This window comes from Marinoscillum sp. (genome assembly GCF_040222955.1).
In the GTDB taxonomy this organism is placed as follows: domain Bacteria; phylum Bacteroidota; class Bacteroidia; order Cytophagales; family Cyclobacteriaceae; genus Marinoscillum.
In genome coordinates this window covers 23386-48138 of the sequence record NZ_JAVKCA010000020.1, presented here as the reverse complement: position 1 = coordinate 48138, position 24753 = coordinate 23386, and the positions used below count along the sequence as shown (strand labels likewise).

Annotated in this window: 19 protein-coding genes; 14 read left to right on the top strand and 5 right to left on the bottom strand. The window is 47.4% G+C overall.

Annotation, left to right across the window (positions count from 1 at the left end):
* Nucleotides 1–10: 10 nt before the first annotated feature.
* Together RIH33_RS16660 and RIH33_RS16655 are read right to left on the bottom strand one after the other, a co-directional pair.
* Nucleotides 11–1246, bottom strand: coding sequence for an ATP-binding protein (locus tag RIH33_RS16660; RefSeq protein WP_406655020.1), 1236 nt, complete (start codon nucleotides 1244–1246; stop codon nucleotides 11–13).
* 11 nt (nucleotides 1247–1257) lie between these two features.
* Nucleotides 1258–1830, bottom strand: a complete 573-nt coding sequence (locus tag RIH33_RS16655; protein WP_406655019.1) for a cysteine hydrolase — start codon at nucleotides 1828–1830, stop codon at nucleotides 1258–1260.
* A 206-nt stretch (nucleotides 1831–2036) separates the two neighbouring features.
* Here RIH33_RS16655 and RIH33_RS16650 point away from each other — a divergent pair, with 206 nt between their 5' ends.
* From RIH33_RS16650 to RIH33_RS16590, 13 genes are all read left to right on the top strand, one after another.
* Nucleotides 2037–2573 (top strand): Crp/Fnr family transcriptional regulator, encoded by a 537-nt coding sequence (locus tag RIH33_RS16650; protein WP_406655018.1) that lies wholly within the window; start codon nucleotides 2037–2039, stop codon nucleotides 2571–2573.
* 98 nt (nucleotides 2574–2671) lie between these two features.
* Entirely contained in the window at nucleotides 2672–3214 is a 543-nt protein-coding gene (locus RIH33_RS16645) for a sigma-70 family RNA polymerase sigma factor (RefSeq protein WP_406655017.1), read from the top strand.
* Between the two features lie 58 nt (nucleotides 3215–3272).
* The gene (locus RIH33_RS16640) at nucleotides 3273–4142 is read left to right on the top strand and encodes a PhzF family phenazine biosynthesis protein (protein ID WP_406655016.1); all 870 of its coding nucleotides are present in this window, start codon (nucleotides 3273–3275) and stop codon (nucleotides 4140–4142) included.
* The gene (locus RIH33_RS16635) at nucleotides 4139–4576 is read left to right on the top strand and encodes an ester cyclase (RefSeq protein ID WP_406655015.1); all 438 of its coding nucleotides are present in this window, start codon (nucleotides 4139–4141) and stop codon (nucleotides 4574–4576) included. The genes RIH33_RS16640 and RIH33_RS16635 overlap by 4 nt, the downstream gene beginning before the upstream one ends.
* 154 nt (nucleotides 4577–4730) lie before the next feature.
* Nucleotides 4731–5441, top strand: a complete 711-nt coding sequence (locus RIH33_RS16630; RefSeq protein WP_406655013.1) for a hypothetical protein — start codon at nucleotides 4731–4733, stop codon at nucleotides 5439–5441.
* Nucleotides 5442–5447: 6 nt separating this feature from the next.
* Complete coding sequence (locus tag RIH33_RS16625) at nucleotides 5448–6728, top strand: DUF2157 domain-containing protein (protein ID WP_406655012.1); 1281 nt, start codon at nucleotides 5448–5450, stop codon at nucleotides 6726–6728.
* Nucleotides 6721–7299 carry a GDYXXLXY domain-containing protein gene (locus RIH33_RS16620; protein ID WP_406655011.1) on the top strand — a complete coding sequence of 193 codons (579 nt, stop codon included), beginning with the start codon at nucleotides 6721–6723 and terminating at the stop codon, nucleotides 7297–7299. Before RIH33_RS16625 ends, RIH33_RS16620 begins: the two co-directional genes overlap by 8 nt.
* A gap of 63 nt (nucleotides 7300–7362) precedes the next feature.
* The gene (locus tag RIH33_RS16615; protein WP_406655010.1) at nucleotides 7363–8655 is read left to right on the top strand and encodes a hypothetical protein; all 1293 of its coding nucleotides are present in this window, start codon (nucleotides 7363–7365) and stop codon (nucleotides 8653–8655) included.
* 76 nt (nucleotides 8656–8731) lie between these two features.
* A complete protein-coding gene (locus tag RIH33_RS16610) occupies nucleotides 8732–10348 on the top strand; it encodes a tetratricopeptide repeat protein (RefSeq protein WP_406655009.1) in 1617 nt (538 codons plus the stop codon).
* A gap of 219 nt (nucleotides 10349–10567) precedes the next feature.
* Entirely contained in the window at nucleotides 10568–10708 is a 141-nt protein-coding gene (locus RIH33_RS16605) for a hypothetical protein (protein ID WP_406655008.1), read from the top strand.
* Nucleotides 10709–10731: 23 nt separating this feature from the next.
* The gene (locus RIH33_RS16600; protein WP_406655007.1) at nucleotides 10732–18195 is read left to right on the top strand and encodes a S8 family serine peptidase; all 7464 of its coding nucleotides are present in this window, start codon (nucleotides 10732–10734) and stop codon (nucleotides 18193–18195) included.
* Nucleotides 18196–18390: 195 nt separating this feature from the next.
* Entirely contained in the window at nucleotides 18391–19698 is a 1308-nt protein-coding gene (locus RIH33_RS16595; RefSeq protein WP_406655006.1) for a DEAD/DEAH box helicase, read from the top strand.
* Nucleotides 19699–19771: 73 nt separating this feature from the next.
* Nucleotides 19772–20497 (top strand): DsbA family protein, encoded by a 726-nt coding sequence (locus RIH33_RS16590; RefSeq protein WP_406655005.1) that lies wholly within the window; start codon nucleotides 19772–19774, stop codon nucleotides 20495–20497.
* Here RIH33_RS16590 and RIH33_RS16585 read toward each other — a convergent pair.
* Nucleotides 20494–21627, bottom strand: a complete 1134-nt coding sequence (locus RIH33_RS16585) for a sugar phosphate isomerase/epimerase family protein (RefSeq protein WP_406655004.1) — start codon at nucleotides 21625–21627, stop codon at nucleotides 20494–20496. The genes RIH33_RS16590 and RIH33_RS16585 overlap by 4 nt on opposite strands.
* A 1107-nt stretch (nucleotides 21628–22734) precedes the next feature.
* Between RIH33_RS16585 and RIH33_RS16580 the strand changes: the two genes are divergently transcribed.
* On the top strand, nucleotides 22735–22932 hold the full coding sequence (locus tag RIH33_RS16580; RefSeq protein WP_406655003.1) for a hypothetical protein: 198 nt from the start codon (nucleotides 22735–22737) through the stop codon (nucleotides 22930–22932).
* A gap of 13 nt (nucleotides 22933–22945) precedes the next feature.
* Here RIH33_RS16580 and RIH33_RS16575 read toward each other — a convergent pair whose 3' ends face one another.
* On the bottom strand, nucleotides 22946–23656 hold the full coding sequence (locus tag RIH33_RS16575; protein ID WP_406655002.1) for a membrane or secreted protein: 711 nt from the start codon (nucleotides 23654–23656) through the stop codon (nucleotides 22946–22948).
* A 174-nt stretch (nucleotides 23657–23830) separates the two neighbouring features.
* On the bottom strand, nucleotides 23831–24739 hold the full coding sequence (locus RIH33_RS16570) for an NAD(P)/FAD-dependent oxidoreductase (protein WP_406655001.1): 909 nt from the start codon (nucleotides 24737–24739) through the stop codon (nucleotides 23831–23833).
* Between the last annotated feature and the right edge of the window lie 14 nt (nucleotides 24740–24753).

The following is a 24753-nucleotide window of genomic DNA, read 5'->3' as shown; positions in this document are numbered from 1 at the left end:
TTGATCAAAATCAATCTTTCTTGAGCGTAAAATAAAATGTAGTGCCAACCCCCACGGTGCTCTCCAGCCAAATATCCCCTCCATAGTAATTGACAAGTTTTTTGACAATGGAAAGCCCCACCCCAGAGGAATCTTTAGACACACTAAGGGCCTGAAAGACTTCAAATATTTTGTGAAAGTATTTTCGTTCGATTCCTATCCCATTATCGGTAATGGAAAACTCATAATGTCCCTCTCTCTCTACATGACTGATCGTGATCAATCCGGCAGGCTCATTTATGAACTTCAGGGCATTTCCAATCAGATTTTGGAAGATCTGGAGAAACTTTGTACTGTCGCCGATCACCGTGGGCAAGACCGAATCCAACTTCATGGATATATGCTCAGGGAAATAAAGAATTCCTTCAATTTGTTGAATGATGTGGTTAAGATTCACCTCTTCCATGCACTCCTCTGTGTAGGCTAACTTTGAGTAATTCAGGGTGCCGGTGATCAGGTTATCCATCTGCTGAAGGGTGTGGTTGATCAGGTCTATATTCTGGAGGGTTTTGTCATCCAATTTTCCGATGTTGTCTTCTTTGATCCAGGCTACCAGGGCATTGATTGACCTCAGGGGAGATTTTAGATCATGTGAAACAATGTGTACATACTCCTCCAATTGGGTCTGATATTCTGCTATTCGTTCGTAATTCTTCGTCTGGATCAACTTGGTGGCAGCCATTGATGCAATAGTTGTCAGGGTTTTGAGATGACTCTCCTGAAAGAAATCCTTTCCCGGATGTCTGGAATGTATCACTCCCATCACCTTTCGCTCATCATGGGTCATCGGTATGGCTATCTCCGAAAGAAAACTCGGGGATTCTTCAGACTCCAGTGACACATCGCCAGCAATCCTGGCATGCCCTGTCACACAGACTTCTCCGACCAAACTTTCACCGATTTTGAAAATCACCGGGTCATCAATCTCTGTTTGACAATCTCCATCGATAAATCGTACCGACTGAACCAAATGCTCTCCAGCTTCATCCATCAGGAAAATTTCACAGTCCGTAAACCCCAGCAGGCTGTTGAGTTTTTTCACCATTGAGTCTAAAACCTCGTGGGTACCTTTCCCATCCTGTATGGTCTCAGCAAAGGAATTGATGGTCATTAGCTCATTGTTCGTTGCTGTTAATTTTTCAATGAGTCTATGTTGAATCTGAATATTCAGACTCTCTTCATCCTGGATTGTGCAATTAGGCTTCATAACAGCGGGGGTTAAGCGATCTCTCTGGATGAAGAGACTTCAGCGTATAGTGGAAACACGCTATCAAAGTAAAAATCCTTTTCAAACACCGTGCGTCCAGAAATACAATCAGAAAGCATCGTTACCTTAAAACCTTTTTCAAAAGCAGATCTCCCTGTAGAATCAATACAAATTGACGCCACCGTTCCGGCCAGGATCACCTGCTCCACTCCTTGGTTCCTCAGCGTCTGTTCCAAAGAAGTATTAACAAAAGCATTAAGCCCTTGCTTACCGGGAATCTCCATGACCTTATCACCAAACTGGGTGATTTGGTGAATAGTCTCGGATCCGCTCGTGCCTTTTCTGAAAGCCCCTTCCTCCTTGATTGTTTTGAGGATACCTACCGGATCGGTCAGCTCAGAATAGTCCTGAGAAAAAATAATGGGTGTCGAAATGATCAAGGTGTCCTCCGACTTTCTGATCATATTGACCGTATTCTCAATGATATTAGTCACTTTGGAAGATTCCTCCACTACTCCGCGTAAGATTCCATTTTCGGAAAAATAGTCGTTTTGAAATCCAATTAGTATGATGGCCTTTTTCATGTCAATGCTTCTGTTTTGTTAACTTTTAAAAGTGTGAATTTACTCTGGGGTAGGTTAACCGGATGAGGAAGGCCCGTGACATGCATCTTGCTATAGATCAAACGTCATTAAGTGTAGACGAATGGTATTTTCGGAATATTGCCGGGGATCATGGACATATATTTTATAAGATGCTCCTACATTTATACCTGATAATGTGACTTGCCATGAATCCCCTGGAAGACCTTCTCGAAAAAATTGAAAGTCATGGGCTTTGGGAAAAGCAACTGACGCTGAGCCGAAATGAATACCTGAAAGTAAAAGGAAGTGTAGAAACCCGTCTTTATCTGATAGCAAGTGGGAGTCTGCGTGTATTCGTCACGGACGAAAAAGAAGAACATACCATTCGTTTCGGTTATCAGGGCGACATCCTTACAGCCCTGGACTCCTACATCACCGGTCAACCCTCTGACCTCTATATTCAGGCCCTGAAGAAAACGGTAGTGAAGGTCATCAGTAAACGAGTATTTGAGGAATTCATAGACAGTTCCGAAACAAACCTGCGACTCTGGCAGAAGGTACTTATGGCCCTTATATATCAGCAAATGGAACGCGAACAGGACATTCTCATCTCCTCCCCGGTGGAGCGCTACCAGAGGGTGCACCAGAGAAGCCCGCGGCTCTTTCAGGAGATTCCTCATAAATACATTGCTTCCTATCTCCGCATGACCCCAGAAACCCTTTCCCGAATCAAGAAAGACTGATACTTTCTTCGATTGTCTTTGCCGGAACAATCGGAAGTGACACCCAACCACCATTTTTTCGTTTACCAAATGGAGTGACTAGACAAAACCCCAACCCAATGGTCGAAAATATGCATCCGCCCCTACAAGCCATCTGGAAAGATCTCCACCTGGAATTGGATAGATTCATCAACAGTAAGGTGAATGACCCTGACCTTACCAAGGATCTTCTACAGGAAGTTTTTCTCAAAGTTCATCAAAAGGTACATACCCTCCAGTCTCCCGAACGCCTCACTTCGTGGGTTTATCAGATCACACGAAACACCCTTTCTGATCATTTTAGAAAACAAAAAAGACGTTTGGCCACTGAAGGGCCATTGCCTCTCGCAGAGGTTCCTGAAGACGAACCACTCTATGCCCGATTGGCCAACTGCGTAAACACCAAGATCGCTCAACTCCCTCCAAAATATCGTGATGCTGTACTCCTCACAAGTTTTAAGGACCTGAGCCAACAGCAGCTGGCAGATATCCTGGGGATTTCCCTCTCGGGCGCCAAATCACGGGTGCAACGAGCCCGGGAGCACCTGAAGGATGCATTGCTCAACTGTGACAATCTGGAGACCTCCACCACCGGACAGCCAATAGATTACTCCGGCGACTGATTTTTTTTGCGTCTTTTTGATGGTTTGTTCGTCTATCGTTCAAACAAACCTTAGAAACATGACAGTAGATGTTCAAATTGTAAACGCTTTCACCGAAGCAAAAACTGGTGGAAACCCGGCTGGCGTGGTGCTAAATGCCGATGACCTCACCAGCGTCCAGAAGCTGGCTATCGCTGCGCAAATAGGACTTTCAGAAACTGCTTTTGTCTCATCTTCCAAAATTGCGGATTTCAAGCTGGATTTTTTCACACCGAACAGGCAGATTGCTCACTGCGGGCACGCCACCATAGGTGCATTTTCCTACCTGCGACAACTGGGCTTAATACAAGGGTCATACACTTCAAAGGAAACCATTGACGGTCGGCGTGAAATACGTCTGAAAGGAGAACAGGCCTACATGGAGCAGCTGGCTCCCGTTTACAGGCATACCAACTATCTCGAAACTGCCATTCTACGTGCATTGGGACTCCAAAAATCTGATTTACTCCCTGGCGCTCCCCTGGAGGTAGTCAACACCGGGAATAATTTCCTGATTATCCCCGTAAAAGATGCAAAAACCATGGCGGCCATCATTCCCAACATGACGGAAATCACTGAGCTTAGTGAGGCGTTAGACCTGATCGGTTTCTATCCATTCACTCTGGATACCGGCACAGCCAAACGCATTGCGGATACCCGCATGTTTGGACCACGTTATCAGATCTACGAAGAGGCTGGCACTGGCATGGCTGCAGGGCCTCTGGCCTGTTACCTGTATGATGTCCTTGGGATCAAACACGAAGTGTTTTTGATCCGCCAGGGAAAATTTATGTCCAAGCCCTCTCCAAGCCTCATAGAGGTGCATCTCAGCACCCAAAACGGAGCCATCGAAGGCCTGCTGGCTGGCGGAAAAGGCAAAATCTCTCAACAATTAACCATTGAAATATGAAAACCTCTCAAAATCCTGAAACGCTCGTGTTAACTTTCTTTGAACGGGTATGGCATGCGCCACATGAGGTGGAGGCCATCGATGAGCTGATGACCGAAGACTATGTAATATATACTGCCGGAACTGCCGTGGCAGGCAGAGAACAATTCAAGGATTGGATTCGGGGTTTTCAAACCCTCCTGCTCGATGCCCGCACGGATAGCGAAGACATTTTCTATAATGAAGCCCAAAACAAAGTGGTCTCCAGATGGACTTGTGCCGGCCGTAACAACGGGATCTTCGGCCTTCCCGCAGATGGTCGTGAAGTATCCTTCAGTGGTATTGCGATATGGGAAGTGCGAAATGGGCGGTTGGCCAGGTGCTGGGCGGAGCGGAGCGCATATGAGCTCTACCAACACCTGATCACTACTGACAGCCCGGGGCAGTTTGTGTAAACGAAATGTGTTAAGTGTCTTTTTTTGAGATACTTACAAAGAGAACCGGAAATATGGCCCGGTTCTTGGTAAGCTTGATCGAAACAAACCTGGGCAGTCAGCCGATGGAGATCTGACCCGGGTTTATTATTTTACACGCTAACCCTTAGATCCCATGAAACCATTTTTCACAATCGCTTTCTGTCTCACACTCTTCATCACACAAGCGCAGTATTTTATTCCGCCAATGGACAATTCTGAAATCTCCATAGCTAAGGAAGCCTACGTGGTAACCAACGCCGATGATACCGTCAGGGGTCGGGTGCTCTCAGCCACGATAATCTCCGGCCAGCTGAGGTCTTTCACGATAAAAGAGGATGATGGCAACAAGCAGAAGTTTAAATCTACCGACGTGAAACTGCTGGCCGTAGCACCCAGCAAACTTTCAAACATCAGCAGTGCCATGTCTGTGCCCAACCTTTCCAGAACAATGAAAACGGATTTTAGTGAGATCATAGACCGAGAGTGGGTCTATTTTGAGCAGGCTTTGCTTCCCAAAAAGAAGGACAAATATGTGATGATGCAGCTACTCAACCCCGGCTTTGATTCGAAAATAAAAGTATACCTTGATCCCAATGCCAACCAAACAATGAACGTGAGTGCCGGGGGTATTAACCTGGCCGGTGGTGAAGACAAATCCTATCTGGTGGTGTATGATGGCAATAAGTCTGAGGTCTACAAAAAATCCAGCTATAAAAAAGACGCCTTGGAAAAGCTCTATAAGAACTGTGCGGTTTTCACCGAAAACTATGAAGGTGAAAAATTCATATGGAAAAACTTCGCCGAGCACATTTATGTATATGATCAACTCTGCACCAACGACTAAAATCATATGAGCCTTCATCAAGACCTTGACGAACTGGTAAAGGAGGATGTCATCTCCCGGCTAACTGCCGATAAGATTGATGCTTACTATGCCACGAAGAAAGGGTCATCCGGCAACTCTCTCTTCGTCGTATTTGGGGTGTTGGGGGCTACACTGGTTGGGCTGGGACTGATCCTGATTATTGCCCACAACTGGGATGACCTCAGTCGGCTTCAGAAAACCATCCTTGCGTTTATTCCACTGGTGTCCGCTCAGGGTTTCTGTGCATATGCCCTGATCAAAAAACAAGGGAATCAGCGCTGGATTGAGAGTTCCGGTTCATTTTTGTTTTTCTCCCTGGCTGCAGTCATCGCGATGATCGGGCAGATATATAACCTCCCTGGTGACATGCCGGCATTTCTGCTGACATGGATGCTACTCGCTTTGCCATTGGTCTATGTGATGAAATCTTCCATGATTTCTATACTCTATCTTATTGGCATTACTGGATATGGAGCAGAAACCGGCTATTCATCACTATATTCATCAGAATGGTACTACTGGCCGATGCTTCTGAGTATCGTTCCACACTACTACCTGTTACTGAAAAAACGCCCACAGAGCTACTTCACTCAGATTCATCATTGGTTGCTGGCATTGTCACTGACCTGCGTGCTGGGCACATTGGCAGACTCCCATGAGGAGTTGATGTTCATCGCCTACTTTAGTCTGTTCGGGCTATTTTATGCTGCCGCCCATTTCAGCGTGTTTCAGTCTCCCGGTATGTTTGTCAATGGTTATAAACTCATCGGCGCACTGGGCACACTCACCATTCTACTGATCCTGAGTTTCGAGGAGTTCTGGAGTCACCTCTCTCAAACCGAGTGGCCCCTGATGGAGGTACTCAGCACACCAGAATTTCTGATTGGGCTGTTCGTCTCGCTCGGAGCCTTCTGGGTATTTTCTCTCCGAATTCGAAAGGCGGGACTCAGCCATATTCAGCCCATGGAATGGAGCTTTCTACTCTTCATCCCCATCTTCATGGTTGGATTTTTCTCAACCATTTCAGTACTCATCATCAACCTGATGATACTTACCCTGGGTGTTTTGACTGTACGTAGAGGCGCCAGAGAATCGCATCTCGGGCTGTTAAATTATGGGCTGATCATTGTAACCTTGCTGGTCGTCAGTAGGTTTTTTGACAATCAAATTCCCTTTGTATGGCGTGGAATCCTATTTGTGTTGGTAGGAATCGGCTTTTTCATTGCCAATTATTGGATGCTCAAAAAGAGGAAAGAAAATGTCTAGCACCAAAAAAATACTCATCTCTGCATTTATCTGCGTCGCGCTCATACAGCTCTATGTGCCAGCAAGAATGATCTGGGATCGTGAGCAGGTATTGACCCTCGGAAAGGAATACCTTTTCGAAACTGCTCCCATCGACCCTACCGATCCATTCAGGGGCAAATACATACAGCTCAATTTTGAAGCTGCGAATTATCCCATTGAGGATAAAGATGACTGGACAAACGGGGCCTCTATTTACCTGACTTTCTCAGAAAATGGCGACGGTCTGGCAGAAATCGAAACAGTAAGTCAGAAAAAACCTATGGATACCCCCTATTTTCTCAAAGCCAAAGTGGACTATGTCACTTATGATGATGTACTTATGATCACCTATCCTTTTGAGCGCTTTTACATGGAAGAGTCCAAGGCCTATGAAGCGGAGCAACAATACAACCTTTCGGTACAGGGTGATACCACACTCACTTATGCCGTAGTGCACATCATGGAGGGAAGCGCGGTGCTGAAGGATGTCAGGATTAACAATATCTCCATTCAGGAGTGGGTTGAGCGGTCCAGGTCGGAAAAGGAATAATACATTCCCCTCCGGTCGTGCCTTGCTTTCATTTGTTTGACACAAAGGTTTTAACTTTATCAGATGAAAAACTCCTGGATCTTTCTACTTGCTCTGATCGGTTACGCATGTACCACCCCCACGGAAAAGATGGACATTAATCGCATTGCTGAGGACTACGTAAAACTGGTTCTTGAAATCGGTCAGTACAATGGTGATTTTGTGGATGCCTATTACGGGCCTGAAGAATGGAAACCAACAGCTCCTAAATTAGATACCTTGCCGGCTCAGGCGTTCATCAACAGATCCTCGCAATTGCTAATGCAGTGTGATCAACTGGCTACTACAGGATATACTCAGTCCGAGTTGGCCAGGCTTGCCATGCTAAAAAAGCAACTTCTCGCCGTAAAAACCAAGGTGGAAATCATGGATGGGATTACCTATAGCTTTGATGAGGAAGCCAGGCTCCTTTATGATGCAGAACCTCCGCACTTCCCAACAACTTATTTTGACAGCTTACTTTCCAATCTTGATCAGCTCATCCCGGGTGAAGGAGACCTATCTGCTCGATATGAGCGCTTTGCTAACCAATTTATCATTCCTAAAGAGAAGATCGATACGGTTTTTCAGGTGGCCATCGGGGAAGCCCGAAAGCGGACGTTACAGCACTATGACCTTCCGGAAAATGAGAATTTTGTACTGGAATATGTGAATGACAAAAGCTGGTCCGGATATAATTACTATCAGGGCAATAGCCAAAGCCTGATTCAGATCAATACTGATTTCCCCATCTTCATACAACGTGCCATAGACCTGGCTTGCCATGAGGGCTATCCCGGCCATCACGTTTTCAATGCCCTGCTGGAGCAGAATCTGGTGAATGGCAAAGGTTGGAAGGAGTTTTCAGTATATCCGCTTTTCTCTCCTCAGTCACTCATCGCAGAGGGTAGCGCCAACTATGGAATAGAAGTGGCCTTTCCGGGTAGCGAAAGGGTGAATTTTGAGAAAACCTATTTATTCCCTCTGGCAGGGCTGGACTCCTCCAAAGCTGATCAGTATTATGCGGCGCTGGCACTCACGGGGAAGCTCAACTACGCAGGCAATGAGGCTGCGAGAAACTATCTGGAAGGTAAAATCACCAGGGAAGAATGCGCAACCTGGCTCGGGAAGTACCTCCTGTATGCTCCCGACCGAGCGCTCCAGCGTACCCGGTTTATTGACCAGTACGGGAGCTACGTGATCAATTATAACCTCGGCAAGGATCTGGTAGCCAGCTATGTGGAAGCTAAGGGTGGAACCGCTGACAATCCTGAAACACGCTGGTCAGTCTTTAAAGAACTACTCAGCAACCCATATACAGCCGGAAGCTTGAAATAGCCCGAATCATAACCAATTTGCCTGCACTCTCTGCAATCATTGCGGTGAACCCGCAAAAATCACTTTATTTGTATCAATGAGATTCAGACTCCATTATATTATCCTGTTGTTATTGGTTGGCAATCCGCTGATGGCTCAGGATAAAATTAAAATGGACAGTCTTTACCTTTTGGTCAATACCAGCAAGGAGGATACAGTAAAAATCAATGCGCTGCTGGAAATCAGTCAGCTCTATCATCATGAAAGCTACCAGAAAGCCATGGAGGCGGCCAAGCAGGCCAATGATATTGCTATCCGATCCAGAATCAAAGAGTTTGAAGCCAAAACAGTAAGGGCCATTGCCAACGTATACCTGTCGATGGGTGATTACAAAAATGCCTCCATCAACTACTTCAATGCCCTGCTTTATTACGAGGACATCAAAGACACCCTGGGTCTGCTGGCCATGCACAACAATCTCGGGGTAATCTACGACCGGCTGCACGAGTATGATAAAGCGTTGGATGAGTATTTCAAAGCACAAATGCTGCTCAATCTGCAAAAGCCCTCTGCTGAAATCACCTTCAGACTACCTACTCTTCACAATAACATCGCCAATATCTACCAGACCAAGGGGGACACCTCCTCGGCGCTCCAATATTACACCAGTGCATTGCGGCTGGCTAAAGAATCCAACAACCACCCCTTACAGGGTACCGCACTCAATAACCTGGGCAAACTTTACATGGTGGACCTGGACCGGCCCGAAAAGGCCATCGAATACCTTCTGGAAGGCCTTAAGGTGCGGGAAGCATACGGAGATAAAGCAGAAATTGCTAAATCTCTGGTGATCCTTGGCAACTATTACCTGAGGCTGGATCAACCTGATAAAGCGGAACCCTTTGCCAAAAAATCCATTGCGCTCTCAGAGGAAATCGGCGCGATGGAGACTACCATGAATGCCTATTTATGCCTTTCCGAAATAGAAGAAGCACAAGGTAAGACGGGAGCCTCTCTGGATACCTATAAGACCTTCAAAGCCCAAAGTGACAGCCTCAGGGACATGCAGGCCAATAGAGAAATTACCCGCTTGCAGTTGCAATATGATTTTGACAAAGCAGAAAAAGCCAGAGCAGAAGAGCGGCGCCAGGCGCGGCTCCGGTACATCACTATCATCATCACGTTATCTATCGGCCTTTTGATTGCCATCCTCATAACCGTGATCATTCGCTCCCGTGCCCGGCAAACTGCCCTGCTGCAAGAAAACCTGTCACAGGACGTGGAGATCAAGAATAAGGAGCTCACCACCAATGTAATGTATCTGATCAGAAAGAATGAGCTTATCAACAGTGTAGCTGAAAGACTGCTGAAGTTACAGCCCAACGTACTCCCGGAGAACTACAAGGAGATTCACAACATTATCCTGGATTTGCAAAGAGAGGCGGATAACGACAGCTGGGCCGAGTTTGAATTGAGGTTCAATCAGGTTCATACTGATTTCTACAATAAGCTCCACGAACTCCACCCCGACCTGTCACCGGCCGATGAGAAACTCTGTGCCTTCCTGAGGCTCAACATGAGCTCTAAAGAGATAGCGGCCATCACCCAGCAGAGCGTGAAGAGTGTAGAAGTAGCCAGAGCACGCCTCCGAAAAAAGCTCAACCTTACCAATACCACCTCCAATCTGGTCACTTACCTCTCGTCATTACACTAAAAAGAGCAATTCTGGGGATTTCCTAAAAAAGCACTCCCATTCAATAAATAGAGCATTTTACACCATTTTGTTATGGTAATGTTAAGGTAAGAAACCTCCCTCTGAGTGGTAATTCTATGGTCAAAAACGTCTCTGTAGTATTTATTCAAAGGCCAATTATTTAGATCCCTCCAATTCCCAAAGTTTATTTGTGTTGTTGCCCCGTAAACAAAATAAGCTTTGAAAGACAAGGACAAAGACCAAAAATTAATCAACGATCTGATTAAAAAACGGAAAGAAGAGAATGATGCCTTTGCGAAGCTCCTCAGTGAGATCAGCAATAAGCAGCAACCTCCCAAGTCCCCTAAAAAGAAATCTTAGTTAGAATCCAAACCAATCGTACTATGAATCATTTTTTACCTTTTAAGACCAACCGAATATTGCTCGCGCTAATATTCACTTTGTGCGCCACACTTGGCTGGGCACAAAAGATAGAGCCGGGCGTGAAAAAGGGAATTGTTAAGGTGAAGTTTTCACCGGAGATGACTTCCTCCCTCCAGCAAATGACGGTCACCAGTAAGAAAAACGAACTGGTCACAGGCCTGAAGCTGTTTGATGCCACTGCCAATCAGGTGAAAGCCTCTGACATGTACAGGCTCTTCCCTGTCAACCCGGCAAAAGAAGACAAGCTCCACAAACATGGACTTCACCTCTGGTACATACTGGAAATCAGTGAAGACATCAACCCAAAAGCCGCTGCCGCACAGCTTATGATGCTAGATGAAGTAGAAGTAGCTGAAGCGGAGCGCGTAAAAGTCATTGCCCCTTATGAAGTGAAAGCCTATGTGCCTTCCACCTCCACCAGCCGGCAAGCAAGCCTCCCATTTAATGATCCACTGCTGGCAGATCAATGGCACTATGACAATACCGGGCAAACAGGATTTGCAGATGCGGATATCAACCTTTTTGAAGCCTGGACCAGTGTGACGGGAGCAAGTGACATCATCGTGTCCGTACACGACGAAGGAGTGGATGTGAACCATGAGGATTTAAAAGCAAACATCTGGATCAATGAAAAAGAGCTGAATGGCCAACCAGACGTAGATGATGACAACAACGGATACGTGGACGATATCCACGGCTACAATTTTCAAAGAAAAATAGGCGAAATAGACCCCCAGTACCACGCTACCCACGTGGCAGGCACCATTGCAGCCATCAATAACAATGGAATAGGCATCTCGGGGGTAGCAGGTGGAGATGGCTCTGGAAACGGCGTAAAAATCATGTCCATGCAGATCCTTGGTGGAGCGGCGATCGAAAAATCGTTCGTTTACGCTGCTGACAATGGAGCAGTGATCTCTCAGAACAGTTGGGGTTATTCCTACCCTGGTTCAGTGGAACAGTCCGTATTGGATGCCATTGACTACTTCATTGCGGAAGCCGGAGATTACGAAGGCAGCCCCATGAAAGGCGGGATTGTCATTTTTGCAGCAGGAAACGCTAACTACGATGCGGACTGGTACCCTGGGTATTACGAAAGTGCCTTCACAGTGGCCTCTATCGGCCCGGAATGGAAAAAAGCGGCTTACTCTAACTATGGAACATGGATAGAACTTTCAGCACCTGGTGGGGACACCGAATATGGAACCAAAAACGGCGTATTAAGTACCATCCCCAATGACCAGTACGCGTACCTGGAAGGTACCTCGATGGCATGTCCTCATGTTTCCGGAATCGCCGCGTTGGCACTGGTCAACAGCCCTACTCAGATCACCAACACTGAGCTTTGGAACAAACTGCAAACAGGGGTAGTGGACATCTCTGCCCTGAATGCCGGTTACGAAGGCCTTCTCGGTTCTGGGGCCATAGACGCAGCACTGGCTATTAAGAATGATTTGGGCAAGGTTCCAGCGACAATCTCTGACCTTACCGTCACCGGAATCGCTCAGGAATTTGCCACTTTGAGCTGGAAAGTACCCGCAGACGAAGATGACGGAACTCCGGTTTCCTTCTCCCTTTACTACCATACAGCACCCATCAACAGTGCCAATCTTACCTCAGCTTCCAAGCAAACCATTAAAAACACTCAATCTGCCGGAAGTGATGTGACCTATGAAGTCAACGACCTTTTGGGGCTAACCACCTATTATTTTGCGATCACTTCCACAGACAGGTGGGGCAATGTATCCGAACTCTCCGATGTGATTTCAGAAACCACCAACGAAGGACCTTCCATCGCGGTAGACGAGAACAGCCTGCAAATCTCATTGAATGTAGACGTTTCCGGAAGTACAACCGCCACTCACGACCTTACCATCCTCAACCAGGCTGCGGGCATCCTGCGCTGGGAGCATTTCGCACGTCACAGCAACTCCGCACTTGCCTATGGAGCGGCCAGTCTGAACTACCCTACCGCAACTGCTTCTAAAAAGGCTTCCTCGGCGAAAGTAATGCAGCGCAACGCAAGCGATAGCCAGGATAAGCTCAGAGGTAACTCCGCAGAGTCATCCTCATTCGATCCTGTGGTCAAATCGTACGTTGATTGGGCCACCAACATCATCGGTGAAACAGACATTAACCTGAGTAACTCAGCCGCTGCCAAATTTATGGTGTCTGAAGCGCAAGGTTTTAACCTAACTCAGGCCCGCATGTACCTGAAGCACGATCCCGCACTGGGACCGGTGATCATGGAAGTGTATGAAGGTGATGCGCCATCCAAAGAAAATCTGATTTACGCCCAGGAGCACAGCAACTGGAGCTCAGGTGAAAGCTGGGCATATATTACCCTCAACGAACAATTATATTTTGGGTCAGGCTCTACCTTTTGGCTTGTCTTCCACGTACCTGCAGGAAACCTGTTTCCTTTGGGTATTGGTTATGAGACTGACCCAAAATATTCTGAAAATTGCTTCATGTCCTTTGACCTGGGTGGCACCTGGGCACTATTGGAAGATCTGCTGGATAGCAAGGAATTTGCATTCGCAGTGGCTGCCGATAGCTACAACGAACACCTGGGCACTTACCTGACGCTGAATCCAGCCAATGGAGATATAGAAGGGAACAGTGAGATGACTGCTACCCTCACCGCAGAAGCCTCCACCCTCATCAATGGCACGTATAATGCCAACCTGGTGCTTGCTTCCAATGATGCCAGCCAGCAGGAACTAAGGGTTCCCGTGAGTCTGAATGTAAGTGGTCATCAGCCGCGCATTGTCCATACAGATATCGTTGATTTTGGAAGTGTTTTCATTGGTACCTCTGAAACTATGGAAATCGTTCTGGACAACCAGGGTTTTGGCAACTTCAACAGCCCGTCCTTCAATATAACTGGCGATCAGTTTGCCATAGACGGGTATGCCCCATGGCAAATACAGGCTCGGGAAGAGGTCATATTGAAGCTTAATTATCAACCGACCGCATCCGGCAATGCCAACGGACTCCTCACTGTCACCAATGGCGATCAGACTTATGAGATCTCATTATTCGGAGTGGGAGCCGAAACTTCCGAGATCAGCATCACTCCTACCGAGCAGGTGGTGGACAATGTAACAATTGGTGATGTCATCAATGCTGAAGTAGTTGTTAAAAACACAGGTGCCTACCCATTAAAATACTTTATTCCCGGTTTTGACACCAAAGGAGTGAGTAATGACTGGCCGTCTTCCTACCACACGTATGGTTATAAGTATAAAACCAGCGATGCGTCGGAAACCAACCCCATTGCCTATGACTTTCAGGATATCTCTGGCTCGGGCATAGACGTGACTGAAACGATCAAAGATGATGGAGCTTATTTTGAAGTAGACATGGGCTTTGACTTTCCCTACTACGGAGAGTCATTAAAGACACTTTACATCGCCCAAAAAGGTTTCACCACCTTTGACAACAGTGTGCGACCCGTCAACACGCCCACACTCAATAATTTCTATAGTCCAAAAGGATATATTTCCCCATTGGGCACATTTCTGGACTTCTCAGCTCAGGGACAGGTGTTCTATCAGGTAGAGGCTGACCGTGTAATTGTGCAATACCACAATGTAACAGACGGATACAATGCCCCCATCACTGCTCAAATGGTCCTTCACTCCAACGGAGACATCAGGTTCTATTATGACGAAATGGGCTTTGACTCCTGGTCTCAATCCTATCTGACCATTTTGATTGAAGATCTAAATCGGGCGGATGGAATTCTCGTTCACAACTTCAACCAGAAGATTACATTATACAGCGGTCTCGCACTGGGTTTTGACTACCCGGGCCCCAATATCATCAGTAGTATCGAAAATGCTTCGGGCATCCTGGCACCAGACAGCAGTGCATTCGTGAACTTAACCCTGAACACCTCCACGCTGGTAGAAGGCACGACCAAACGATACGTCAACATCATCAGTAATGATCCGGCCAACTTACAAACCAGTGCGTTGGTACAGCTGGAGATCACCTCTGGAGGAACTCCTCTTCCGGTGGTATCCATGGATACTGTTGAGTTTGGTGATGTCTTTCAAGGTGCTGTGCGCAAGGCAGTTTTCACGGTGAAAAATGAAGGAACTGCCAATGTGAGCATCACGGATATGGCTTTCGCCAATGACGCGTTCACACTGGCAGGCTCCCAACCTGTCTCCATCAAACCTGGGCTGTATGAAAAGTATGAAATAGTCGTTCCCACAGCTACGACCGCCACTTTGGAAGATGTGCTTACCATCTCTTATTCGGGTGGAACCAAAAGCACTATTTATACATCTGCAGCAGTGGTAGATCCTCCGGCGATCAACGCAGACCTGTCTGCAATGCAGCAAACCCTCGCTTATGGAGAAACAGCTACCGAGCCTTTTACCATCGAAAATACCGGACTGGCTCCATTATCGCTCACCATCACCGGGAAGCAATGGCTGACCTTCGACACGGAAATATCCGCCACTTCTCACGGGTACGCCTATCAGAAGTACAATGCCGGTGAATTCTATCAGTGGATCGACATCAGAAAAACAGGTACCCAAATGCCCTTCGCTGAAGACGTATTTGACAAAGCAGACTTCTGGAGAGACCTGACCCTCCCCTTCCCTGTGACGGTCTATGGCCAGGAATATGAGACCATCAAAATAGGTGAAAATGGTATCGTATCCCTGGAAGAAGATCCTGAAGTAATGTTCTTCAATGATGCCATCCCAAGTGCGGGATATGATGGTACCTTCATTATGCCCTACTGGACTTTTGGAGGATTTGATACGTACTTCTTCCCTGAGGATGAAGTGGGAATATTCTACCAGTTTTATGATGACAAGATTATCATCACCTGGAGCTACCTCGTAAACAATTTCGGGGGCATGGGTGATCCTATTTCTGCTCAGCTCATTTTATATAAAAATGGCAGCATGAAGTTCCAGTACCAGGTAGAAGAATTTGGATCAGACCTTACTTCCACCTTCACAGCAGTGGGTATTCAGGAGAGTTCTGCCAACGGCGTAGGAATCTCCAACCAGAACAATCTCGACCATGGCAGCGGACTGGCTTATATACTGGTGCCGGCAGAAACCTATACGGTAGCGCCCGGAACTACCCTGGTCGGCGAGATCGGAATCGATGCGCAAAACATCTACGGGGGCACATATTCACAAGTACTGAAAATACAAACCAACGTTCCTGGTAGTGAAAATCTGGAAAAACCAGTGGAACTGACAGTAACCGGAGAGGCTGTGTTGGCAGTGGAAGAAGCCGTAGATTTTGGAAGCAAAATGATCGCCATGGAATGGGGGGCTCCTCTGTCCAACTATCTGGATTTGGAAATGACCAATGAAGGATCTGCTCAGGTGGATGTGAGCTGGGCCCAAATGAAAAGCGGTGCGGAAGGAATGAGTTTACAAATCTGGGCATTGGTAGACGGATGGTTCGGACCTGAGTGGCGGTGGGCAGACATCTCAGAGCTGTACTCACCATGGGCATGGACCACACCTACGTTCACCATCAAACCGGGAGATGCATTGGAGACCAGAGCGGTATTTGCACCCTCTTACTCCGGAGACTTCAGAGATACGCTAGTGCTTACTACCAACATTGGTCAGATCGACATCATCATGACAGGAACAGGGTTCGAACCACCGGCCATGGACGTCACCACAGAAAAAGTAGATGTGGTGATGAATACCATGGACGAAGCAACTACTGGCAGCATTGTTTTTGGCAATACCGAGGGACTGTCAGCCCTCCAGTATGAAGTGAGCATTGACTATGGCAGGGCAGGAGCTACTTCCGCAAGCAATCAACGAGCGGCTGCAAAACCAGCCAGTCTCACGCTCCAATCTCAAAGTCTGCAAAAGGAACTGACCAGCAAAGCACGCACCAGTGCTTCTTACAACCGGATTTTGAGCCATACAGAAAAGGAAACCCCCGATACCTTCATAGGAATTGGTGGTGGAGCACCTTTCACCCTGGCCACCCGATACAATGCCGGTGAGCAAGGTTTCAACATTTCACATGTCGAAACCTGGTTCAACCCCGAAACCACCACAACAGGCAAACTAATGGTAGAGGTCAGAGCAGGCAGCTCGTCTATAGATGAGACCGTGATACTGGCAAAAGGTGAAATGACCTTTACCGGATCAGGAGATGATGAAGTAGGTGCATGGCATCAGATTGCTCTGGATGAGCCAGCAGGCATCTATCCTAATGAGGATTTCTATGTACTCATCACCTATCCGCTAGGGATTCAGTACCCTCAGGGGTCTGTTTCCGGACAGGAGACTGTCCCTGGAAGATATTACTACTTCGATGAAGGCTCCTGGTACAACTTGCAGCAAGTAGCCTCTTTCGAAACGATGGGTTGGCTGATGTATGCCGCAGAGGAAACCGCTGGCGATGCTCCCTGGCTTACCATTACTTCTGACCTGAGTGGTGAAGTAGCAATGGGTGCAGAATCTTCTATCAGCCTTGCTTTTAGCGGTGCATTGGCAAAACGTGGTGATCAGATTGCAGAGGTGGTGATCACCTCCAACGATCCAAACAACCCGGAAGCCAGAATCCCCGTGTCGCTCCACATGAATGAAGCGCCCATGTTTGCCAAAGTGCCTGCATCGCTTTTCGTCCACGAAAATGACACCCTGGTAGCGAGCTTTGAAGTGACGGATAGTGAAAACAATGCATTCACGGTGACGGCAGTAGAGGAGTACTCAAATCTATCATTCGCCGAATCAAATGGGCTGATTACCCTCACCCTCACGCCCAACTATGGAGACGAGGGTACCTATAGCTACACCTTTGTGGCTACAGATGAGTACGGTGCTACAGCGGAAGTAACCTTGAATGCCGAAGTGGCCCATACCAACCAGGCTCCGAAACTGATCGCTACCGAACCATTGGTGCAAATCAAAGGTGAAGCGCTGGAGTACCTCATCGGCGAGTTCTTTAGTGACCCTGACGGAGATGAGTTTACGTTCACAGTCACAAGTAGTGAAAACGGTATTGCAGAGGTCTTTGCTGCCTCAGATAAGTTCTTAATATCATCTAAGACTATCGGCGAAACAACACTGACCTTCACCACCACCGATGCGCATGGAGCAGTAAGTGTAGAAACCATCAACCTGACGGTGGGCGCTGTAATGGGAACAGCCAAAGAAGCGGAAGGTTATGGGATATCGGTGTTCCCTAATCCGACTACCAGTAAGCTTCATATTCAGCTGCCCGATGAAAACCGTGCCACCAGTAAAGTACGATTAATCAACCTGCTGGGTATAAGTGTCATGGAGATGAGCGGAGAATTTGCCGCCAGCTCTATCACCACACTTGACCTGACCCGGGTTCCAACCGGAATCTACTTCATTGAAATCACAGATCAAACAGGTACCTATACGACCAGAATCCTCAAAGATTAATGTTTTTGAATTGTGTAATGAGTAGGTTTAAACCGTGGGGGCACAGCCCTCACGGTTTCCTTTTTTAGTGGTTTGAACCTTAATTCATCCCGACCTTCCCCTTCCTGATCAGGACCTACCCGGACTAAACCCGGCATACCAGCAATAAATACCCCATCTTTGCCCACTCAAATTTTTATAAGGGAGCACATCATCATGGGTACATTAAAAAATCAACAGGACATACTGGACAAGCTGAAGATTGAAAAGCTCAATCCGATGCAGGAAGAAGCCCGCCAGGCCATTCACTCCACCGCCAATGTGGTGCTGCTCTCCCCTACCGGTACCGGAAAAACCCTCGCCTTCTTACTGCCTATCCTTTCGGAACTGGAAGCAGACTGTGAGGAAGTACAGGTGCTGATACTGGTACCCTCCAGAGAACTGGCCCTGCAGATAGAGCAGGTACTCCGCGAAATGGGTACAGGTCACAAGGTAAACGCCATCTACGGTGGTCGTGCAGGCTCCAAAGACAAGCTGGACCTGAAGCACCGGCCGGCCATCCTCATTGGAACGCCTGGCCGTATTGCTGATCGATTCAGAAGGGACAATATGCCTACTGAATTCATCAAAACCCTGGTGCTGGACGAATTTGACAAATCCCTGGAAGTGGGCTTTGAAAAGGAAATGCGTGAGATCCTAAGCGGCCTGCGCAAAGTCAAAAAGAGAATCCTGACCTCTGCTACCCACGGTGTAGAGATTCCCGGTTTTGTGGAGCTGAGAAACCCCACTTACATTGATTACCTGGGTGAAAAAACCTCACAGCTGCAACTGAAAAAGGTTACTTCTCCTGACAAGGACAAACTCCAGACACTGACCGCTCTTCTTGGTCACATTGGCAACCAACCCGGCATCATCTTTTGCAACTACAAAGAAACCATCCAGTATGTGAGTGACCACCTTACCAAAAACAGGGTGAGCCATGGCACTTTCTATGGCGGAATGGAGCAAAAGGACAGAGAGCGCGTACTGATCAAATTCAGGAACGGCACGCATCAGCTGATCATCGCTACAGACCTGGCTGCCCGCGGACTGGATGTGTCCGAACTGAAGTTTATCATCCATTACCAGCTGCCTCCCAGAGAAGAGGAGTTTACCCACCGAAACGGACGAACAGCCCGAATGAATCAGGAAGGAACGGCCTACCTCATACAGTGGGAGAAAGAACCCCTCCCCGATTTTATCAAGGGAGCCAAAGAAGAAAAACTGACCAAAACCGCCCTGCCCGGCCCATCTATCTGGAGTACGCTCTTCATCTCCGGCGGCCGAAAAGACAAGATTTCCAAAGGTGATATCGCCGGGATCTTTTTCAAACAAGCTAACCTGAGCGGCGAAGAAGTGGGTACCATAGAAATCAAGCAGGACTGTGCTTTTGTGGCCATCCATTCGGCGAAAGCCAACGGGGTGGTAAAGACCCTGGACAACACCCGCATCAAAAAGAAAAAAGTCCGAATTTCGATCATCTAGTTTTCAGGCACCTATCGGAACCTAAACCTAGGTTTTTTGTTAGAAGGTCTGAATCTAAAAAAACATCGTAGCAATGAATACTGCAGGGCAAAAAATGGAAGTGGAAATATGGAGTGACGTGATGTGTCCCTTTTGTTATATTGGTAAACGGAAATTTGAGGCCGCTCTGGCGGAATTTCCGGATAAGGACCAGGTAGCCATCACATGGAAAAGCTTCCAACTTTCTCCTCACATGGTCACGGATCCTTCGAAAAACATCCATCAATACCTGGCCGAACACAAGGGCATCAGTATACAAGAGGCTGAGCGTATGAATGACTATGTAACGGACATGGCCGCTCAGGTGGGGCTCTCCTATCGTTTCGACCAGGCGGTGGTGGCCAACTCTATGAAGGCCCACCGCTTTTCACACTACGCCAAAACACAAGGCAAACAGGATGAAGCTGAGGAAAGACTCTTTTCGGCTTATTTTACTGAAGGAAAAAACACCGACGATCTGGAAACCCTGGTGGCTCTAGGTGAGGAAATCGGATTGGATGGTGCTACAGTACGAGCTACGCTGGAAAGTGACGACTATACCGAGGCGGTGCGCAGAGACATCTATGAAGCACAGCAGGTGGGTGTGCGGGGAGTTCCCTTTTTTGCTTTCGACAGGAAATACGGGGTAAGTGGTGCGCAGGACACGCAGGTGTTTATGCAGACCCTTCAAAAGTCTTTTGAAGAATGGAAAAAGGAAAATGCCAACCCTATAGAAGTCATCGACGGGCCCGCTTGTGCCCCGGGTGACGACTGTGCCTAACGGAGTTCTTTCATGGTGACAATGGGCACGTTCTGAGCTGGTGGCTCCCTTAGAGGAGTTACTCCAGCGTGGTTATATTGATAACCTGCATCAGTCAGGGGCCAAAGCATAGGGGCCAGAAAAAGCAAGCTCGCTCTGTACCCTTGCATAATGGCGCCATCATTGCCTGTGGCTTTGCTCAGTGCAGCCTCATTTTCCATTTCGAAAGGCCTATCAAACCCTCTGTTCATCAACTCATCCACAAAGGCACGCCAGTCCATGCTGTCTGACCCGCCAAATCCAGGCATCATGGCTTCATAGTTGTGCCGGTCCCAATCATGTGCGGGTACGGGTACGCCTGCTTTCTGAGCCAACGCCTGATCTACCGACTGCATGGGGTACATGGCTCCCCAATGCGTTCGGGTGTCGTTGTGAAGGTTTCGGGTGGCCTTCACATGTATGCGATGGAGCCTGTTGATGTCCATCGCTTTGATCACTTCCGTGGGGTCGATGCCCTGCCATACATCATGCGACGGATCATAGATTTCCCCATGCGCAGAACTTGGAATCATCTCATACATCAGCTTGCGGGCGGCCAGCACCCCGGGCAGGTTGTTGTACGTGCTGGTGTAGCCAGCCGACCTCCAGCCTTCCATCGGACAATTTTCATAAAGGACGGTCACCCCCATGTCTGCGGCATACTTCACGATGGGTGTAAACACTTGCTGGTAGGCTTCCAGGTTTCGCTGAAAGCCCCCCTCCTGCACGCCCAGCTCATGGTTGTAGCCCACGAAGGTACCCACCTTCACATCGTTGGCATCTCCACCCAGCAGATGGGCAATGCGGATGAGTTTGAGCAGATGATTCTGATTTTTTAGTCGTTCTCCTTCGTCTCCACCGATTAAGTTCTCGAATGCACCGATGGAGAGCTTCAGGTTGGTGGCATTGAACTGCATAATCACCTTTTTGGCCTCCTCTGGTCCAAAGCCTTCATAGTCCAAATGGGTGGCTACATGGTCTGCCCGAGTCCCATCCCGGCGAAAGACACACAGATCAAGGCCCTGCACACCTACCTGCTGTGCCTTCTCTATGATTTGAGGTAGCTGCAGGTGATCAAAAGCGGAGGTCATCAACCAAAGCGGATTATTCATGGCTCGTAGAGTTTTTGAAAGACCTAAAAGTACACAACGAGGGGGTAAAAGCAAATCAGGGGTTTGAGCGCCTCAGCACCGGAGGTGCTAAATGAGAATAGAACAAAACCATAAAACATCTCCCAGCTCGGTAGGAGCGACATCTCCCGTTTCAACTAACCCCATATTCAAACCCAAACGCATCGTAGAAAGGTAACATTTCGCTGCTACGCAGCTTTCCTATTGATTTTCAAAAATTCTATTCACATTGAGCTCCTACGGAGCAAGGACTCAGAAAGACAACCTCGATAGCCTTCTAGAAATCATTTCGTTTGAGGCTTATGTGTGCACCTCTCCTATCAAATAATGATGAGAAACCCTCAGCACCAGAGGTGCTGAATGTTAATAACACAAAACAATGGACGGCCCTCAGCTCCGTAGGAACGACATCCCGCCGCATTAACTAACACCATACTTAACCCAATGCAAATCACCCAAGGGAACATTCCGCTGCTACGCAGCTCTCATTGATTATTGCAATTTCTATTGACATTGAGCTCCTACGGAGCAAGGTCTCAGAAAGACAATCTCGATAGCCTTCTCGGAATCGTTTCGTTTTGGCTTATGTGTGCACGTGTCCTATCAAATAATGATGAGAAAACCCTCGGCGCCAGAGGTGCTGAATGTTAATAACACCAAAACAACGGAAAGCCCTCAGCTCCGTAGGAGCGGCATCCCACCGTATTAACTAACACCATATTCAACCCAATGCAAATCTCGCCGAAAGGCAACATTCCGCTGCTACGCAGCTCCCATTTGATTCTTACAATTTCTATTGACATTGAGCTCCTACGGAGCAATGACTCAGAAAGGGAATCTCGATAGCAATCACTGAGATCATTTGGATTGACGCTATCCGTGCAAATCCCCTTCTCAAATGATGGTAGGAACCATCAGCACCTGCGGTGCTAGATATCAATAGCACAAAAGCATAAAACATCTCCCAGCTCCATAGGAGCGGCATCTCCCGTTTCAATTAACATCTTATTCAAACTCACACGCATCGTAGAAAGACAACATTTCGCTGCTACGCAGCTTTCCTATTGATTTTCAAAAAATCCATTGACATTGAGCTCCTACGGAGCAATCCTTCAGAAAGACAATCTCGAAGCCTTCTCGGAATCGCTTCGTCTGGGCTTATGTGTGCACGTCTCCTATCAAATAATGATGAGGAAACCCTCGGCGCCAGAGGTGCTGAATGTAAATAACACCAAAACAATGGACAGCTTCGAGCTCCGCAGGAGCGACATCTCCGGTATCAGTTAACATCTTATTCAAGCTATTTCCGCACACTCCATATTTCGTTGATGGGGTCTCCCTTGGTGGAGAAACCTGAATGGTGCCAATTCCCATCAACAAGTTCATAACCAAATTTCAAACTCATGCCAACCCTGGATTGGTCCCTCGAAAAGAATTCGATGTTCTCGGTGTATTCATCATTCATAGTGGTATATGTGCCTCCACCTGTGGCCATAAACTGCTTTGTTTCTGTGTCATAGGCGATCCATTGAAACCGGGTTCCGGACAGAATTTTCATGGTTTTTCTCGACCTGCTGGTATCTCGTGACTGCATTTTGCCTTCACTTACTCTTCCAGACATTAACCAGGCTCCTTGTAATTCACCCGGCGCACCATTGTCAATTTTCGTAAACTCCTTACCACTCTTTACAATTTGCAATGTGCTTTCACTGACACTTATTTCAAAGCTTACCTCAGCTCCTACCCGTTCCGAATTGTCTGAATGAAATTCTACTTTTTCCGTCATGATAGGCCCATCCAGCTTCCATGTGCCACCATTGGAGTGAACAAATTCACCAGTAGAGGCATTATATGTGGTCAATACCTGATAGCCGTCCGCAAACAGAACCACGCTTCTCAGGGTGTCCCCATTTTCGGTAGTTTCAAATGCTTCCCAGGCGCCAATAACACCCTGGGCTTTGCTTTCAGACAATAAGAGCGCACAAGCGATCAATAAAATTATTTTTTTCATCCCTTTGATATTTAATTCCGTAGCAGTGAATCGTTTTGCATTGGAGGGCCACAGGCCAGATATGGTATGTCACCAGGGTTACCAAGATGAAAGTAGTGAAAACTGCCGTTTCCTGCAACTGTCATTAGAACGCTCTGTTCCGGTTTGATACACTTCGGCAACTTTGCCTGTCATTCAAAATTTTCCCAACACCATTTCCTTATTCAACATCATTCCCGCAGTTGTTCCCATGGCTACGGCATTGGCCACTGTGCGCATTCGCGTTGTATTGTCACCACAGGCATAGATACCTTCAATCGTCGTTCTTTGCCTGGAATCTACCATGAGGTAGCCGTCCTCATCTAGCTGACATCCCAGTTGTTCGGGAACTTTACACGACTGCTCAAATGGAGCATGTGTATAAACCGCCTCAATTGGATGACTTGTACCGTCCTCAAAATGAAGATGGCTAATCATGCCATCTTTGTGAACCAGTAGGTCCACCTTTTTATCCACAATTTTGATATTGCCACGCTGAAGCTTCGCCGTTTGCTCGGGACTCAGGGTAGATTGACCATTGGTAAACAGCGTTAACCTATCGGTCCAATTGGAGATCAACATTGAAAATTCAAAGCCAAATTCACCATTCCCAAGGATTCCGGTATCGGCGCCCTTCACCTCATATCCATGACAATACGGGCAATGAAGTACTGAAATGCCCCAGCAGTCTGACAAGCCACTAATTTCGGGTAGTAAGTCCCTGACACCCGAGGCAAAAACAAGCCTGTCCGCCTTATAGACCTTGCCCTCAAGTGTCTCAACCTGAAACCCGGCTTCAGTTTTAACTCCCTTTACCACCAAATCATTAAGTATGTGTACGGTTGGATAGGTTAAAACTTGTTTTCTGGCAATTGCTGCAATTTCATGGGGAGGACGACCATCGTGGGTAATAAAATTGTGAGAAAAAGGTGTTTGCCGGTTACAGGGCTGCTGCCCATCAATAATGAGCACTTTTCTCAATGATCTCCCCAATGCCATCGCAGCGGCAAGACCTGAATAACTTCCTCCAACAATGATTACTTCGTAATGGGTATTTGATTTCATCTTTATTCGTTTCT